The organism is Enterocloster lavalensis, from assembly GCF_046603895.1.
In the GTDB taxonomy this organism is placed as follows: Bacteria; Bacillota; Clostridia; order Lachnospirales; family Lachnospiraceae; genus Enterocloster; species Enterocloster lavalensis.
In genome coordinates this window covers 3640657-3657624 of sequence record NZ_CP176637.1, presented here as the reverse complement: position 1 = coordinate 3657624, position 16968 = coordinate 3640657, and the positions used below count along the sequence as shown (strand labels likewise).

General features: G+C 40.3%; 12 protein-coding genes and 1 pseudogene. All 13 read right to left on the bottom strand.

Translation table 11 applies throughout. The features are described 5' to 3' along the window. Positions 1-289 precede the first annotated feature (289 nt). The 13 genes and pseudogenes from ACK2JC_RS16340 to ACK2JC_RS16280 all read right to left on the bottom strand — a co-directional run bounded on the left by ACK2JC_RS16340 (position 290) and on the right by ACK2JC_RS16280 (position 16528). On the bottom strand, positions 290-1588 hold the full coding sequence (locus tag ACK2JC_RS16340; protein WP_368271041.1) for a TIGR02679 domain-containing protein: 1299 nt from the start codon (positions 1586-1588) through the stop codon (positions 290-292). Continuing rightward, on the bottom strand, positions 1578-5657 hold the full coding sequence (locus ACK2JC_RS16335) for a TIGR02680 family protein (protein WP_411338520.1): 4080 nt from the start codon (positions 5655-5657) through the stop codon (positions 1578-1580). The genes ACK2JC_RS16340 and ACK2JC_RS16335 overlap by 11 nt, the downstream gene beginning before the upstream one ends. A 14-nt stretch (positions 5658-5671) precedes the next feature. Next, positions 5672-6808 carry a TIGR02678 family protein gene (locus ACK2JC_RS16330; protein ID WP_368271042.1) on the bottom strand — a complete coding sequence of 379 codons (1137 nt, stop codon included), beginning with the start codon at positions 6806-6808 and terminating at the stop codon, positions 5672-5674. Next, complete coding sequence (locus ACK2JC_RS16325) at positions 6805-8280, bottom strand: TIGR02677 family protein (protein ID WP_368271043.1); 1476 nt, start codon at positions 8278-8280, stop codon at positions 6805-6807. Before ACK2JC_RS16325 ends, ACK2JC_RS16330 begins: the two co-directional genes overlap by 4 nt. 461 nt (positions 8281-8741) lie before the next feature. Beyond that, positions 8742-9794 (bottom strand): radical SAM/SPASM domain-containing protein, encoded by a 1053-nt coding sequence (locus tag ACK2JC_RS16320; protein WP_368271054.1) that lies wholly within the window; start codon positions 9792-9794, stop codon positions 8742-8744. Between the two features lie 2 nt (positions 9795-9796). Continuing rightward, positions 9797-10189, bottom strand: a complete 393-nt coding sequence (locus ACK2JC_RS16315; protein WP_368271044.1) for a hypothetical protein — start codon at positions 10187-10189, stop codon at positions 9797-9799. Beyond that, positions 10158-10499, bottom strand: a complete 342-nt coding sequence (locus tag ACK2JC_RS16310; protein WP_368271045.1) for a hypothetical protein — start codon at positions 10497-10499, stop codon at positions 10158-10160. The genes ACK2JC_RS16315 and ACK2JC_RS16310 overlap by 32 nt, the downstream gene beginning before the upstream one ends. 70 nt (positions 10500-10569) lie before the next feature. Further along, complete coding sequence (locus tag ACK2JC_RS16305) at positions 10570-12834, bottom strand: hypothetical protein (RefSeq protein WP_368271046.1); 2265 nt, start codon at positions 12832-12834, stop codon at positions 10570-10572. A gap of 22 nt (positions 12835-12856) precedes the next feature. Then, a pseudogene (locus ACK2JC_RS16300) lies at positions 12857-13217 on the bottom strand (hypothetical protein); the annotation flags it as partial. Between the two features lie 191 nt (positions 13218-13408). Further along, positions 13409-14239, bottom strand: coding sequence for a nucleotidyl transferase AbiEii/AbiGii toxin family protein (locus ACK2JC_RS16295; RefSeq protein ID WP_368271047.1), 831 nt, complete (start codon positions 14237-14239; stop codon positions 13409-13411). After that, complete coding sequence (locus ACK2JC_RS16290; RefSeq protein WP_368271048.1) at positions 14236-14829, bottom strand: type IV toxin-antitoxin system AbiEi family antitoxin domain-containing protein; 594 nt, start codon at positions 14827-14829, stop codon at positions 14236-14238. The genes ACK2JC_RS16295 and ACK2JC_RS16290 overlap by 4 nt, the downstream gene beginning before the upstream one ends. A gap of 168 nt (positions 14830-14997) precedes the next feature. After that, on the bottom strand, positions 14998-16125 hold the full coding sequence (locus tag ACK2JC_RS16285; protein ID WP_368271049.1) for a recombinase family protein: 1128 nt from the start codon (positions 16123-16125) through the stop codon (positions 14998-15000). Positions 16126-16327: 202 nt separating this feature from the next. After that, positions 16328-16528: a hypothetical protein gene (locus tag ACK2JC_RS16280; RefSeq protein WP_368271050.1), complete on the bottom strand. Its 201-nt coding sequence runs from the start codon at positions 16526-16528 to the stop codon at positions 16328-16330. Positions 16529-16968 lie beyond the last annotated feature (440 nt).

The window sequence follows — 16968 nt, the reverse complement described above, 5'->3', positions numbered from 1 at the left end:
TCGATTATCCAATTTCTTACCTCGCTATTCCCTTTAAACAAATTCCTCTATTTATACTATACGAATTTCAACACCCAAATATAGTGAGCAATCTGTAAATAAGATGATTTCTTTTTTATCCATTGTCATCCACCTGTCATATCTATTTTATATTGCCTTTCTGCTGCAACAAAGGGATACTATCCGTATATATTGAGAAATAATTATAATTCCCCCAAAGCAAAATCCAATCTTGGCCGAACCAAAAGATTTTAAGATGTCTTACCTAATTTTTAACTGTATCCCCACCTCATTTTTTCATATCCTCCAGCAACACTTTCAGCATATTCTCCTGATACCCGGCCAGCCGCCTTTCTTTCATACACTCCGCCGTTTGCTTCAATATGGGATGACTGATATTAGCGAGCTTTGCTACTCCAATATCCCCTATTTTTTCTTTCGAGAGGCTTTTTTCATAATCTGTCGGGGACATTCTCCATATATGAATGCCGTCCCCAAATTTCTTCCAAAGTCTGTCGGCAATACAGATCCCATCCGGATCGATATCTCCATTATAGTATGCTTTTGCTCCACTGGCCAAAATAAAAGGGAGCAGCACCTGGGCCACTGAACGGGGCTGACCGGAAGTACATAGAAGGGTATCATCCGAATTTTTCAGATTATGAATCAAATAGCTGAAAACCATCTCATTCTCCACGATATACACCTTCCCGCCCACCGCCCGCGCTCCGATGACCCCATTCATATTCTCCATGGTAATCACATAGGGTTCCTTTCGGTCGCAAAAGGCCTCATAGGCCTCATGCCACCCCTGCCCCGTAAGCAGTCGAAGCCCATAACCATGAACCATGGAAGCTATGTTGTCAGGAACTATGGAAACCTGCAACAGCAGCTTCCGCCACTGATGTGCATTTTCGGGCAATTTCATTTTTTCTCGGCTGCAAATCGCGTGTACAAAAAGCAGGCCGGCTGTTGTGCCGCGGTCGAAGTAATGAGGATTATCCGTGATCTCGGCAGCCAGAACAGCTAATGGGTATTCATTTTCCATGGTCGTCAGCTCGTTTAGTTTCATCACCGCGTTCCCTACATTACGCGCTAGTAGTTCCGCCTGCTTTTCATCCTTTACATACTCCCTCATCAGCAGCTGATACCCGTATTTTTTCTCAGAAATCATTTCACGCAGCCATATGAGCGCCACAGCTTCCCTGCCAAAATTCTCTTCAAAATAACCGCAAATTCTGTCCAGAAACCTTTTTCTTCTCTCCTGCGCCTCTTTCTTCCGCCCCTGTGTGGTAATAAGCGTCTCCCCGAAATATTCCTCCAGTACCGCTTTCATATTCACCGGCGCAAAACGCGTTTTTTGCAGTCCCTGTTCAAACTCCTGGAAAGAAAACTGAATGGTTTCCTCGTAAAATGCTTTGCCGATTATGCCGCCCACTGCCCGCCGCTCTTCCTCCGAAGTCTGCTTAAGCGTAATTCTTCCCGCGGTTTTCCCGTAAGATCTCCACTTTTTTCTTAATTCTTCAAAACATCTGTGATATGCCTGCTGGCTTTTAAAGTAATCCGCACATTTCTTATTATTGCACATCTAATATCTTCTCACGTCCATTCCATGTATAAAGGATCACCGAAACAATCTGTGAATCCTGGGGTCTTAAAAGTTCTGCAATCCGAAGTCCTTTGACAGTCTCAAAACATCCCCATAAAGCCTGGGAATTCATAATATAATCAAAATCCAGCTTATGTACAAGCTCAAACATACTGCTGATATTTTTGTCATCCACTCCTGCAAACGCCTCATCCAAAGCAATGATTCGCGGATGGTCTTCCTGCTCCGCTTTTTTATACTGCGCGTTGACTGCCGCAAAAAGAGGAACGTACATCGCCATGGCCTTTTCTCCACCGCTGAAGCGGTTAAACGCCGCGTTCGTCAACAATTTCCGCTCTCCTTCCCCACGCCTGAAATACATGTGAAATTCAAACCACTTGCGATAATCCAGCGCGTCCCTGACAAGATCCATGTAGTTGATCATGTCGCCTTTTTCTTCTAGTTTCAGTTTCTCCATGCGGATTCTGCTTCTGAAATGCGCCGCGACCTTCTCGATATCCTCTATGGTCAAAAGTGTATGATCCCTGAGCAGAATCTGCTCAAGCTCCGCGGTGTCTAATTCCATATCATTTTCTGCTTTGCATGGTTTCCAGTCCAGCGAAAAGATCAGGCCCATGGAGGTATCCATTTCCCTCATAAGCTGCGACATATCCGAAACCCATTTCCTGCTTTCTGCAATCCGATCCGTAAGCTGCCGGCTGATGGTTTGAGACAGAATATCCTCAAACAGCTCCCTGTCCTTTTTCTGGATCAACAGTTCCGTCTCATCAATTCCCTGTTTTAAGATTCCGTAAAATTCCTCCAGATATACCCGTTTGCCATTCCATGAGGAAACAATCCTCACCCGCTTACGTATCGCGCCGGCCGCCTCAGTTTCCAGAGCCGCCTCCACCGGCGTGTCAAAACATTCCTCCAGAGAGGTGCCGTAGCCTACCAGGCTCCCGTTATGGCGCTGATATACCTGATGCAGTGCCTGCAGCAAATCCGTTGGCTCTCTGTTCTTGTCGCCTTCCCGCAACACTGACACCGCTCTCTTTGCACATTCGAAAATTCCCTGACTTTCCCTGGCAAATACCAGGTTCAGCGCAAGCTCCTCTTCAAAATAATTTCTCAGGCAGGTTTCCACTACGATTTTCTGCCGCAGACTTTCCTTTTGCTTTGGCTCTTCCTCCAGAATCCCCCGAAGCCTTTCCTCCAGAATAATCAGATCTTTCTTTAGAGCATCACGCTCAGCCCCAATCTCATCCAGTTCATTCTTCAGCTGCTTTAAGCGCTCGGCTTTTTTTGCAATTTCCGGACGGCTAAGATATTCCTCAAACTGCCGGATTTGAATCTCGCTCTCTTTTTCTTTCGTACTCCAGCTGCGCTTCTCTGCAAAAGCATCATCCATCGACTGTTCATTTTGAACGATCCGATCCTTCTCTGCCCTGAGATTCTCCTTCGCCGTCTTAAGCTGCAGCAATGCATGCCTGATTTCCTGCCAGACGCGGCTATATTCTTCCAGCGCGTCATTGGCTTCCACATAGGCGTCTTCTGTTCTGCCATAGGGAAATGGCTTGCACTTTTGAAGCACTGTCTGGTATTGCTGGCTCTTTTTCAATCTCAGCTGCAGCTCCCCCGCCTCTTTCTTTCCGTATTCCTCACAAGTCTTCTGCAGCTTGTATTCACATTCCTTTTCCTGATCCAGGGCAGCGTTGATCTCTGAAAAGCCAGGAAGTTTCTGATATTCTTCCTGCAGCTTTTCCAAATGTCCTTTCACCGTCGTTATCTCTTGTTCCAGACTTTCAATTATCTCTGTAATCTCAGAAATCCGGTCCTCCAGCTCGCGGATTCTCTGTTCTTTCCGTCTTTTTCTTGCCAGAACTCCCACAAACTCAGCACTGCCGGCTTTGCCCGCTTTACCAGCCAGAATTCCCTGCTTGAAACTTCCGTCTTTGCCAAGGTAAATTCCCCGTCTTTCGTCTGTGCCAAGATGGATTCCCTGCCTTCCGTCCTTATCTTCATAAATGTTGCCGAGAATCCTCCAAACGGTCTCTTTCAGAGCAGGCTCCAGCTCTTCACTGACAGTCAGTTTGGAAAAGCCCGAACCTCCATCCTCTTTTACATACAAAACCGTGTCCAAAAAGCCGGGACACGGTTTTCTGATATTATCAAACTCATCCGTGGATACTACAAGCGCGTCTAAAATCCCCATTTTCTGAAGCTGCGCCTCCAACCTCGCGCAGTCCCTCTCATCCAGATGCTCAGAAAATTCCACCGTTTTATAAAAGGGCACTGCTTTGATACCCGCCTCCTCCAGGGCCTTTCTTGAAGTTTCGATATTCTCGTCCCGCTCCGGCTCCAACTCTCCTGAGTTTTCCAGAGCTGTAAGTTTTTCCTTTTCCTGATCCAGCTCTTTCGTCCTGCTGTTCTTCTGATATTCCAGACTATTTTTTAGGTCCATCAGTCCCTGGCGCTGGCGCTCATAATCGGTGCGCAAAAGGGCCTGTACCGTTTCTGCATCCGCCGCCGACTGATACTCCCGAATTTTCTCCTCCAGTTTTGGAAGCATCCCGCTGTCGGGTCTCCATTGAGAAGATTTTCGCATTGCATCATAGATATCCTCGATCCACTGGTCTTCACAGCGGACCACCTCCTCCCGCGCGGTCTTCAGTCTTTGTTCATTCTCTGCTTTTTCGTTACCAAGCCTCTCCAGCTGCGCTGCCAGTTCATCATACTGTCTGGACAACTCCTCATACTCACATATCTCTCTTTTACATTCAGCCAGCTGTTTTCTCAGCGAATCAAGGCCCTTTACAATTTCACCGCTTTTCTCGTACTCCCCTCTGTCTATCATCTGAAGGGCCGCTTCGTGCTGTTCCCACTGAAGAATCTCCTGCTGCTCCCCCAGTTCCGACTTGGCCTCCCCTATCTCCTGCTGTATTTGATCCAGGTGAGCCTCAATCTCCTTCGCTCTCTGCTCGCCCTGATAAATCATCTCTTGATAATCCCGCGTCTTCTTCTCCCAATCAGTAACCTTTTTGGCTGCTTCTTCTTTCTCCCTCCTGGCCTGCTCCAGCTTGCGGTCGATTCCTTCCAAATCCGCATCCAGAAGCCCGACCCGCTCGATTTCTTTCAGCTTTTTTTGCTCTTCTAAATCAGCCAACAGCTGACTCTTGCTGTTTCTGGCCTCCTCTGTCTCCTGCCGCTTCTGCTCCTGTATGGTAAGCTGGCACTGTTCCGTCTCCACCTTCTGCTTCATCGCCATATAGGCCTGTGCCTTCTTAGCAAGCATATATTGATTATACCGGGTATATTCGTTCCGTATGATTTTCACATCATCGAAGGCCCGTTTCAAGAGCTCCAGACTCTCCTGAATCTCATCCATTTTTTCCATGGCGTCCACCATGGCGCGCAGGTCTTCGTCCGTCAGTGTCTGCAGAGAATCATTCAAAATCTCATAAACCTTGGTAGGTTTAAATTCCTTGGAAAGTTTGGGAGCGCGGACCTTCACCAGCAATTTGATAAACTGCTCATACTGCTCCGCTTTTCGGAATCCAAAAATATACTGATTGACCGCTTTTTTATATTCACTCTGGCTTGTTGTAAAAAAATTCTCTTCGCCAAGCTCAGTTTTCATTTCCCGCCTGTCATAAGGGATTTTACTCGAACCAATTTCCTTGTACAACTTCAGATCATAGCCAATCCTTCGTCCGTCCAAAATGACAAATCCCCAAAAGTCCATTGGCTTTCCCTTTTTGGCCCTCTGCCCAATAGCAATGGTGCGGTATTCTTCCGATTGTTCCTTTTTGAATTCTAAAAATAAATATCCCGTGTATTCCTCTTTCCCTTCCTCCCCAAGGAAATAATATTCCATTCTTCGGTCGCTGGACCCAAAGGGATCCAGTCGGCTCGGCGTACGATCGCCGTCTAATATAAAGGGAATAAAACTCTGGGGCGTAATGGATTTACCAGAAGCATTTTGTCCTCGCAGGAGGAGTTTTCCATCCTCAAATTCAAAATCTTCTTCATCATATAACCAGAAATTCACAAACCCTATACGGTTCATCTTAAAGCGATCTTTCACTCCCCGGTACCTCCCTTAAAATCTTCCGGATACACTCCTGCTGTTCTTCCCACAGACGGAAATACGGTAATTTGCGTTCCATCGCTTCGAATCATCAGCCAGGTTTTCATATATTCTAACACTCGTTCCACAAGAAGATCCTCATCCATTTCCCGATATTCTTTGCTCCATCCGCTGCTCCATTCTCCGCGGCAGGACAAAATCATATCCGAAATACGTTCCCTTGTCATGTAGATACATTCATTTTCCTGCTTTTCTAAATTTCCTTCCGAAACCTCTTCCTGTATCCTCCCGCAAACCAGAAGAACGATCTCCGGAAGCATGGCATCCCTTGGATGAACAGAACCATAACAGTCATCTCCGTCCAGTGAGATACAAGCCATATTTTTGTACAGATCCAGATTTCCTCCCATATTGTCATTGATATATTTTGAGACCCACTGGCGCTGGTTTTTTAGATAAAGAGAATCTGGATCCTCACTGCTTTCCCAGTACATAGACGGACACACCGCCAACTGCCTGTACACCCGGTTCACGCGCAGGGCCCCTCTGTTTTCTTCAAATTCCTCGAAGTCTGTCTTTTCAAAATCCCCCCAGGATTCAAATATGGAAACTCCCGTTGGAAAGCTGGTCGCGAAATACTTTGAATATCCGGTATTTTCATACAAAACTTCCTGCGAGGCCTCCGAGCCAAAGGCTTCGCTGCGCCCCTCGTATACCCGGATCATCTGTAATTTCTCCATGTATTGCAAAACACGAACCAGGGATTTTCTCTGGGTAAAAGAAGTCCAATCGATAGATACATAAGATTTCAACTGCGCTTCAACGTAATCAATCAGCTCCGACAAAAGGAACTGTTCCTGTTCCTCCTTATCCTCCAGATACATCAGCACAGCACACAAAATACAGTAATCCCTGATCTCCATAAATTCCCCGATTCCCATAAATGCTTCCGCATGGGCCGGTCTTTTCTCTAATTTTAACAAATTTTCCGTATGAACCAGTTTCCAACCCAGCTGCTCCCTGACAAATTTCTGAAAATTAGGAAGATCTCTTTTCACTTTATAATACGTTTCCTTATCTGTATCCTTACAGATCCAGAAATTCTCTAATAGTGTTCTAAATTCATTCATAATGTTTTAAACTCCAATACAAACGCCGGCATAACCAGATCTCCATCCTCGCACTTTAACACACATTTTCCCTTTGTCCGTGTCAAACGATATTCCTGCCCATATTCCGTCCTTCCTGTTTTCCGGGAATTCATATTGGCCTGTGTGATCCACTGCAAAAATATAATTCTTGTCTCCTCCGAAATAACCTCTTCTATTTCCGAAAATGTGATCTTGTTGCCCTTGATGTAATGCATAACGATCTCTTTCTGTCGTTTTATCTTCTGCAGATACTTCTCCCTCTGCATATATTTCTCCAGGGATTTATCCGTAAATCCTCTCCGATCCTTTTTCTCCCGATAAGCTCTTGTATGAGGTTTCAGCAGGAATACAGCAGGATCATCCTTATAAATACTGTCATTTATCCCCTCTCCCTCACGAGGTTCCAATGTCTTAAAATGCTGGATTTTCTGTACTCCAAAAACATGCGCCGATAGTTTATGCGCCTCTTCCAAATCCTCACATTTCAAAAACAACTCCAAAAATTTGCGGTAGTCATCCTTCCTGCTGATTCCGCCATTCTGGAGTTGAACGATTAGTGCTGCATTCTGAATAATACTTCTTATTACATCATTCGTAATTTTCAATACTTTTTTACACTCACACTCATTTTCCTGTGAATCCAAAAACCAGTTTTTCAAAGAGTTCCATTTTCCCATTACATTTTCCCGTATGCTCGGCTCTGCATTCCCGTGAAGCTGCAAAACCGCATGGGGAATATCCAATTCACTCTGTATCACCTTTATCAGGATCTGCTCTTCAATCATCAACATATTATCCGTCAAAATCTGCTCAATCCGCTTGGAATGGCGCTGCAATTCCTGCACAAATTCATTCAAATACTTGATAAACTTGTCCTTATGCACAACAAACTCCACCGACTTCATAAGCTGTTCCGTTTTTCCGGAATAGAAATCCCGCAGATAATCCTGATAATTTTGGTTCAGCCTCTTAAAATCCTCCTGGAGCAGCCCCCACCACTCGTTGATCTCCTTCAAACTGCTGTCTTTGATTTCTTCCGCCTTTTGCAGGCTTTTTTCCAGCCGCACAAAAAAATTCGTAGATAAATTGCCGGATTCCAAAAAAATAGTTTCCAGACGCACAGTGAGACGCTCAATCTCAACCGCATACTCTGACATGGTATAGCGATACTGCTTATTCTTGTAATCCGCTATGGTGTAAACCCTTCCCGGATCCTGAATCGGAGTAAGATTTTTCCACTTGACCAAGGCTTCCAGATCCGCCACCAACTGCTCCATTGTATATCCAGCAAACATCTCATCCTGTTTCAGCAGCCGGAAAATATCTTCTTTGTATATCTGAAAATGCATCTTCTCATATTCACGGTAAAAACACCGCATAATTTTACGGTATACCGGCGCATTGGGGACAGATAAATAAGACGTCTCATTAATTGGTTCAAAATATTCCATTACTATGAATTGCCTCCCGAATATGTATTTACAGGAAATTCCAAACATTCTGTAAACCAGCAGAAATGATAGCATCAAGATTATAAAATCCAAATGATATCTTATTCCATGGGCTTCGGTTGTTGCAAAATTTGCAACAACCGAAGCCCAGTTTAGTTCACCTTCTCAAAAATATTTTTATGTGTCAGGATATCATATTGGTAACTATTACTCCAATAATTTTTACTAATAATTCATAATCTTAAGCATAACACAATCCCTAAAAATAGCAACTATAAAAACACAGTGTTTTTACCAAAATCACTCCCTATTTTCCTTTCAAACCACAATTCAAACTGTCATACCCGCCTTTAGTTCTCCATCACTTGTAGATAAATAAAACGGCCACTTCCCTGCAAACCCAGATTCAAATTCCACTGTCTTTAGCTAGACTACAAAATAGCAATGGAGCTTTGCATTCCTTAACACAAGTCTATATCCACTTTAATTCTACAACCACCTTGACAAGATTCCTTTCGGTCACAATTAATACACTTTTCTTTCTTCCCATTTCTGAATACGGCAAATTTTTCACCTAACCAAATTTCCCGTAACGTTTTACTACTCATTGACTCAGATGTATTTTTATCCCATATACCAAACGAACAAGGATAACAATTCATCTGACTATCAATATACATGGAAAAAGTTGCTGCCTCACAAGCATCTATGCTAGCTTTCGGAATATTCTCTACCCATCGTAAGATTGCTGGTGTAAAACATGTATCAAATCCAATTCTATAAGAATATTTCATCTCCGTTGCAATAGAAAGGAATTTTTCAATTCGCTCATCCGTATTCTCCAATACTTTTTCTACTATACCATTACCCACAGGTTTATATAAAATAAACACAACTGCATTGACGCCTTTGGGAAACAAATGATTCTTCAACCTTATAATTGCTTCATCAATAGTGTCTTTCGATACAACATAATGAATATTCGTAGTACAGCCGTACTTTATCAATCGTTCTACAGCATTTATTGTTTCTTGATTACTTTCTTTTCCATCTATCAGGCGTGAATACCAAGATACTGCAACTGCTCCACAATACTTTTTTATCAATTCAACTTCATTATCCGTCATAAGAAAACCGCTCGTTGTCATATTGGGAACGATTCGATATTCTCTACAAGATTTTAATATCTCTTCAAATTGAGGATGTTTATTGGGGTCTCCAGCCCCGCCTAATGCAATTTGAAAAGTTTTACCAGATGCCTGTTTCACAATTTTCAGAAAGCTCTTATATGACATATGTGGAGTATTTACTGTAAAGCCTTTTTGATAACAATCAATTCCTGCCCTTCTGCAGTATTCACCACTATCACAATGCCCCATAATTCCTACATCAAGTAATTCTGGAAATGATCTCATCACTGGATCAACACCATTTATATCGCTTCGAAACAAAGTGCCATTATCTTCGTTAAAAATTTCAAAAAATTTAAATACTTCATCCTTATAAATAATCATCTTTACCACACACAAGATCTACCATTAAGATAAAAGTCCTTATCCTCTATTTCAAAACTATCTGTTGTAAAAAACTGTGTTATCGGTGGATCGTCACTACTTGTATACCCCCAGTATGTATAATGGTTTCTATTTTTCTCATATAATATCGCAGCTTTATCTCCAAAAACCTCTTTTATCGTTTCATAATTAGGCGTATCAAAAGAATAGTATCTTAATCCACCATCAATCGCCTCTATAATGCTATTGCATAATTGTCGCCCTTGTTTTTCTAATAAACCACCCTTAACAAAACCTAATTTTTCTAACAAATAATCTTCTGTTAATTCCTCTTTTGATATAATAAGGAAATTAGTAGAGGAACTATTCGTAATAAACCCCATCCTTATCTTCATCTTCCAATCCTCCTACTGCTTTTGAAAAAGCATTTTTAAAACTCTCATCATAATTGAGTGTTTCTATATTTCTTTCAATTGAACAAAGAGAGCACTCTTTTATAGAGTAATTTCCTTCAGCCAGCTTTTTTGCATCTTCACATTCAATATTAAAACGTTCTTGAATAAACTTATCTACAGAAGAAAACTCTTTCCGATAATACTTCTTATATTCTTTTCTAAAATTTATTGCTCCTTGAAAATAATAATCATAAACTCTAGAAATCATATTTCCAGCAAAGGTATTCTTTTTTACTCCTAATGCCTTCATCACCCGCCTTTTATGCGGTATATCTTTCTGTCGAAAATAAATTCGTCCATTTATCTTATAGCACGATATTTCATTCATAATCACTTACCTCTAAACCACAAGCCTCTCTCATTTTAAAAATCATCTCACGTTGTACCTTATCATGTGTAGGCAAATTGTAGAAAAAATCTTCCAGTTCTTCCTGTACGTCTGCATCATGTAATTCAAAGCATAACAGAAATAATTCAGCAATTTTTTGAATCTGCAATTTTCGTTCCGAATCTGCCAATGCCTTATAATATTGGATAAAATCTTCTGGAATAAAACGATTGTCCCTATTATTACGTGCACTAATCTTACGAAGTGCATTAAAAATTGCATCTTTATTTTTTAATCCAAACAGGATTTCAAAATAAAGATCAAGATTGTATATACCTCTATACAATGTTCCATCCAACATTGTATCAAAAAATATTCCACCATCTTCATATGGATCTTTACTTAAGCAATCTTGGATATAAGAAATTTCAAAATCAAACAATTCAATACCAGATGTTAAAATAATTCTCAAGCCCAGATTTTGAAATTCTTCCCTATGATGCATATGCCAATATGACTTCCTTTCTCTACCTTCTGGAATACGATATAGATCAAGAATAGAATTACACATTTTTTCTGTCTGACCTAATTTTGCAACCACTTCATCTGTTCTAAAAAAAGCATAGCAATAATGAATAACCCCTTCTTCACAAGATGCACCTGCTGCTTTTAATTGTTTTAACTTTTTAAGAACCGCCTCTCCGTCTATATTGTTTGCCGATATATTTCTTAATAGGATACGTCGTGCCAAATAATAATCTCTCATCTCATCGAAAACAAAATACACAACTTCATTTTCATTTCTGGCAATCGTTCCTTCATGAAAAATCAACTTCTTGCTGAGAAGAATACTACTATCTACTGTCTTTTTTACCACATCTGAAGCAATCCCTATCTTTTCCAAGTCAGACAAACTAATTTCATCATAATTCTCGTTTTCTATCATGAAATCTGTCACTGCGTCAAGCACCCGTACGATATATTCTCCACTATTCTGTTTTATTACTTCAATATACTGAGCGTATATTTCATGTTTCCGAATCGAAAACACATCCACATTTCGGTCTTTATTAACTTCAAAAAACATTCGTAACAACAATAATTGTTCACTAAGCATGTTTCGCACAGTAGGAGCAATATTCCCGCTATAATTAAAGAATTTACTGTAAGCCTTAATAATCTGATTAATCGCAGCAAGCGTATAATGTTGCTCTTTTAAATCAAATTCAAATGCCGTTATGTCAACATCTCCAACAAGACATTCTCTAAAACGTTCTTTATAATATTCATTTCTACAGGACACAATAACCTTTACTCTACTATACTCAACAATTTCATTAATAAATTTAGCAATACGACTGCCAAATCCATCGCTATCATTCTCATTTATTGCATCAATAATTATAAAAAGATACTTATGTTGAATTGTCAACAGTAAATTTACCAGATAAAGATACATATCTTTGTGCTTCTTATATATATTCGGAAGTTTTAATTCACGGAGTATAAACTCTAAAGCATCTCCCTCTATATCCCTGGCATTTAAAAATATAATCGCTTCCTTAAGATTAATCAATAGTTCACTGATACTGCATAGTAAATTCGTCTTACCATTACCCGCACTACCAGTAAGTATAAAATATTTCCTATTAGCCGCCTTACTGCATTGGTTTACATAGCCCAATATATTGGTATAGGGATAACGTAATATTTCAAAAAGAACTTGTGACTCTTTATAGTCTGATTTAAACTCCACATTAGATTTATTAAAGTTATCATGTAAATCGAATGCCGATTTCGTTACTTCTTCAATTTTCTCTAATGAAGTTTTTCTACTAAGCCTATAGCACACATCTGGATTATTATATGCTTTTCTCAAAATGTCACCATAAGCGTTATCATATACTAAATTGAAATTTTGAACTAACCGTTTTTTCCATCTCTTGCTATATATAAAATATCTCAACACTTCTTTGCTTTCATTTAACTCTACAAAAACACCTGGAATATATTTTCCATCTTTAATTAAATGATTAATCTGCTCATTTGTAAACTTATTTGCCTTTCTCCGAATTGAAAAAAGTGAAACTATAAGAACAAATATCGTAACTATAAGTATGAAAAGCCACCATAAATTCTGAATAGTATCACTCAAATCACTAAGAAATTCAACTATAGAAGAACAAGATAACGTATCCATGAATTCTGATACTGGTGCAGGTAAAAAATACTTACCTGCTTGTATTTTTATATCCATTTAAATGTCCCTCCTCTTTGAATTAAAACGTGTATTTTTTTACATTCCCTACCCTACAATACCTATTTGCTGAAACTTTAAAATGTTTTAAGACATCTTTGATTGCTTCAATTTTTTCTGCTGTTGGATACCTCCTCGGCAGTTTCAATTCTTCTACTGCATTGGGGCATCGTAAAGCGGCAAACCAAAACCCTTTTCACCTCTGCGATATGTGCAATATATACTTTGAAGCCATACTTTGCTTCTATGTACTCTTTATTCATCTTGTAGGCAACTCACTCTTTCAACTTATACGCTTATCTCTTGACTGTAACATCAAACGGTACTTTGCCTTCACCCTCGTCAAACTCTTCTTTTACGTTGATTACGCTGTCAGGTTTTTGCAGAAAGGCATTGCAACCGTCTTCACATGTATTAATCTAGCAATTTCCTTATTTTCTTTTGTCGCTCTTTGCTCTCTTGTATCAATAAATATACAACTGCATGAGTGGATTCTAATTGTGCAACAGACCGCTGTACAATTACTCCAGTGTCTTTTTGATTTCTTCAAAAAACAAAAGGTTGAAGTTTTAAATCACTTGCATAATCCCCGTACTGCATCTATAGCATTGCTCCAATCCACATCTGCCGCATAGGAGAACTTCTTCTGATAAACTGTCCAGAGCCGCTGCATTGCCGGACTGTTCTTCACCTCATCAATCACCTCTCCAGCTTCCGTCAGATGTTGTTCTGTCCCTCTTTTTCTGGCAGTTGCCCGCAAAGCATCTTGGAGCATAGTTTGGTCTAAGGCTTTACCATGAAGCTGCTGCAGAATATAAACATCATAGAAATCTCTCATTCGGGTATTGGTAACCGCCCGTGTAATGATAGTCTCCAATTTCTCTGCCAGAACCGTTTCCAGATTATATGCCAAAACATCAATTGTTCGTTCCTCCAGCATGAGTTTAAAACGGTATCGAACCTCTCTCGGCGTGATTACATCGCCAGTAGAAATATCAATTTTCAGCGGCGTTACTACACCATCAAACAGCGTTGTCATATTGACTCGGATTCCCGGATATTCTGCTTCTTCCATAATTTCTGAAATACTTTTTATCTGAAAAGCCACTCCATCATCAATTGAAACTGTCACGATTGAATGAACCATTTTTTCCACATCTTCAATATTCACATTCGTTCCTTTAATCGTCGCATCCATATCCATAGTAGAACGTACATCCAATCCAACCATTGCAGCCACCAACATACCACCTTTTAAGATAAACTTGTCCCGATACTCCGAAAGAGAAATTCGCTCCAAAAAACGCTCCATCATATAGTTTCGCATTAAAATCTGAGCATCCGCCGATTTTTCTTTTGACAAATTGCGGATCAAGTCTTTCAACTGTCTTGCCGTCTTTATCATAGCAGCACCTCCAAGTATTGGCTTAAAACCTTTACTACGTGAAACACTTCCGCATATTTCATCAGCACACGAAAATTTTTATCTTTCCGAAGCGTATATTGTTTTAACGCTCCCTGCAGAGTCTGGATTTCGATATTGCTCCGGCAGCGAACTAAATCACAGATTGTACGCTCCATATTGTAAACAGACACAGTATGTCCAAATGGTGTTTGAAGATTAACAATGCCAATCTCTTGCAATTCCGGTTTGATTGTATAGACTTTGATTCCATCTGCCTTTAACCGTGAAGGGCTATACCCTCTTTTTACTGTGACAGAATAGGGAGACGGTTCCCGATCCGTCAAGTCATGGAAAAATAATGCTGTTTCATGAGAAAAGACTGCCTGGCTACAGCGCAGATGAATCAAATACATGGCATCCACCCAAGTATCCTCTGACACATAGATGCCATGCGCCGCCTGTTCCAGTCCTTTTTCTTTAATAAAATCATAAAATAGCGGCTTGGAAATGCCTTCTGCCATCACCTGTGAGGTGAGTAACATTCCTCCATGCTTCGCTAACATTTGCTCTAACTGCTCAAATCTTGTCATTCTGTCACTTCCTTTGGTATCACAATTATACCTGAATGTGATACGAAAGTAAATATTATTGTTCTAAAAACGCAAAATAAAATGTTTTACAGTCTACCACTCTTTCTATAAGAAAATGGGATATATGCCATATTTTCCATTTGTATTTCCACTGTTTTTGAGATGTCCTTAACTCGGCAGTAATTGACAAATATAATATTCATCTCCCTCACGTAGGCAAATAATAATCTGATTTTTATATATGTCTATCCTTTTTACCTTTTTTCGTACAATATTTTCATCATAAGCGCCATCACATACTTTCTCTCCAAGAATATCCTTTACCCACTGATCCTGCAATGTCGGAGAATGTCCACAACCGTCCTTTCCTTTTTCCATTCTCGTACCACATCTCCACACGGTTTTCCCCCGCTCTGTTCTCCTCCTAAATCCTGCACCACAATTTCCACAGACCAGCAGATTGCTTATCAGATACTTGCTGCTATACCGATTTCCACTATTTACCTGTTTTCCGTTCTCATCAACTATCAGTCTCGCTCTTTGAAACATTTCCTCCTGCACCTTATCAAAGATTTCAGGAGAAATAATTTCCGGATGACTTCCCTTTACATAATACTTAGCCCGCTGGCCTGTGTTTTTCTTTCTAATACCATGGAGATAATCTTCTGTAAAAGTCTTTTGCAGCAATGCATCCCCTTTATATTTTTCATTTTTCAACATTTTCTGAATGGACGTGACATCCCAGATTTCCTTTCCTGTTGCCGTCTTTATCTTCTGTTTTTCCAACTCTCTTTTAATCTGCGCAAAGGTATTCCCTGCCAGATATAAATCAAATATGTTTTTCACTACTTCTGCCTGTTCCGGCACTATCTCCAATTCTCCGTTTACACACCGATATCCCATAAATGCCTTATAATTTGCAAAAATTCCCTGTTCAAATTTTCTTGTAACCGTCCACTGCATGTTTTCACCCATATTTCTACTCTCCTCTTGCGCCACCGCACCTGCCAGTGTAATATACGCCTCAACTTCGGGATTCATAGAATCCTGTTTTTCATTTTCAAAATACATGGAAATACCCCTTTCCTTTAAATATCTGACTATGTTTAGAATCTCCAACGTGTCTCTCGACACTCTGCTCACCGATTTGGTGAGTATGTAATCCACCTCCCCAGCCTGCGCCTGCTTCAGAATCTTTTCTAACCCTGTACGCCCTCTTTTCCGTAATCCGCTTTTTCCAAAATCATAAAAGATTCCGGCAAATACCCAATCTGGATGATTCAGTATCTGATTCATATACGCCCATATTTATCAAAACAGGCTGGCTTTCTGTTCCTTACTCCTTGTACTGACGCGGCAATAAGCCGCTACTCGCAACTGCTTTGATTCTTTGGGCAGAACAGGTATTAATCTGATTTTCTTCACAAAGTATTTCCACCTCCTCATAAGAAAAAAGACGCAAAAGCATATTCGCCCTTACGTCTTAACTTCTTCTATGCTATTTTATATCAGCGTTTTCTTTTGTTACTGATAGTTCTGCATAACTCTCCTTACTTTCTGCTACTCTCCGCAGATATTCCAAGCCACCATCCACACTGCAGGCGCCACAGGAACAGGTTTTAAAATCATGCACCGATTTCGACTCAATCACATCTCCACACACCTTACACTGAATACAATTTTTCAATATCTTCTCCATCTTACTTTCACCCCATATTCCCTCTTTCCCACCTCACCCTCTCCGCTGCAACAGGACGATGGACTCGCAATGTCACGAGTGTATAATAGTGATGTCCACAGAGTAGAATTGGGCCTGGGCGGACATGCGGTCTTCCTTCCCATATCAAAATAAATCCACTACGAAAAACGTATATTTATATTTTCAACACTTTACTACTACCAATGAGAAATTCATTCAGCACCTTTTAAAAGGCATACAAAACCTCATCAATACGATCCAGCTACTTATCTTTGCCACACCTATCTTTATCATTTTAACTTAATACTTAACATGTTAATAAATTTTTCAACTGTACATTCATTGGGGACCTTTTGTGCTATCTGGAAAAATTTTTTTATATTCCTAAACAGACATGCTTTGTTTATTTTAATTTCTTCTAAAGTAATGTTAAATAACAT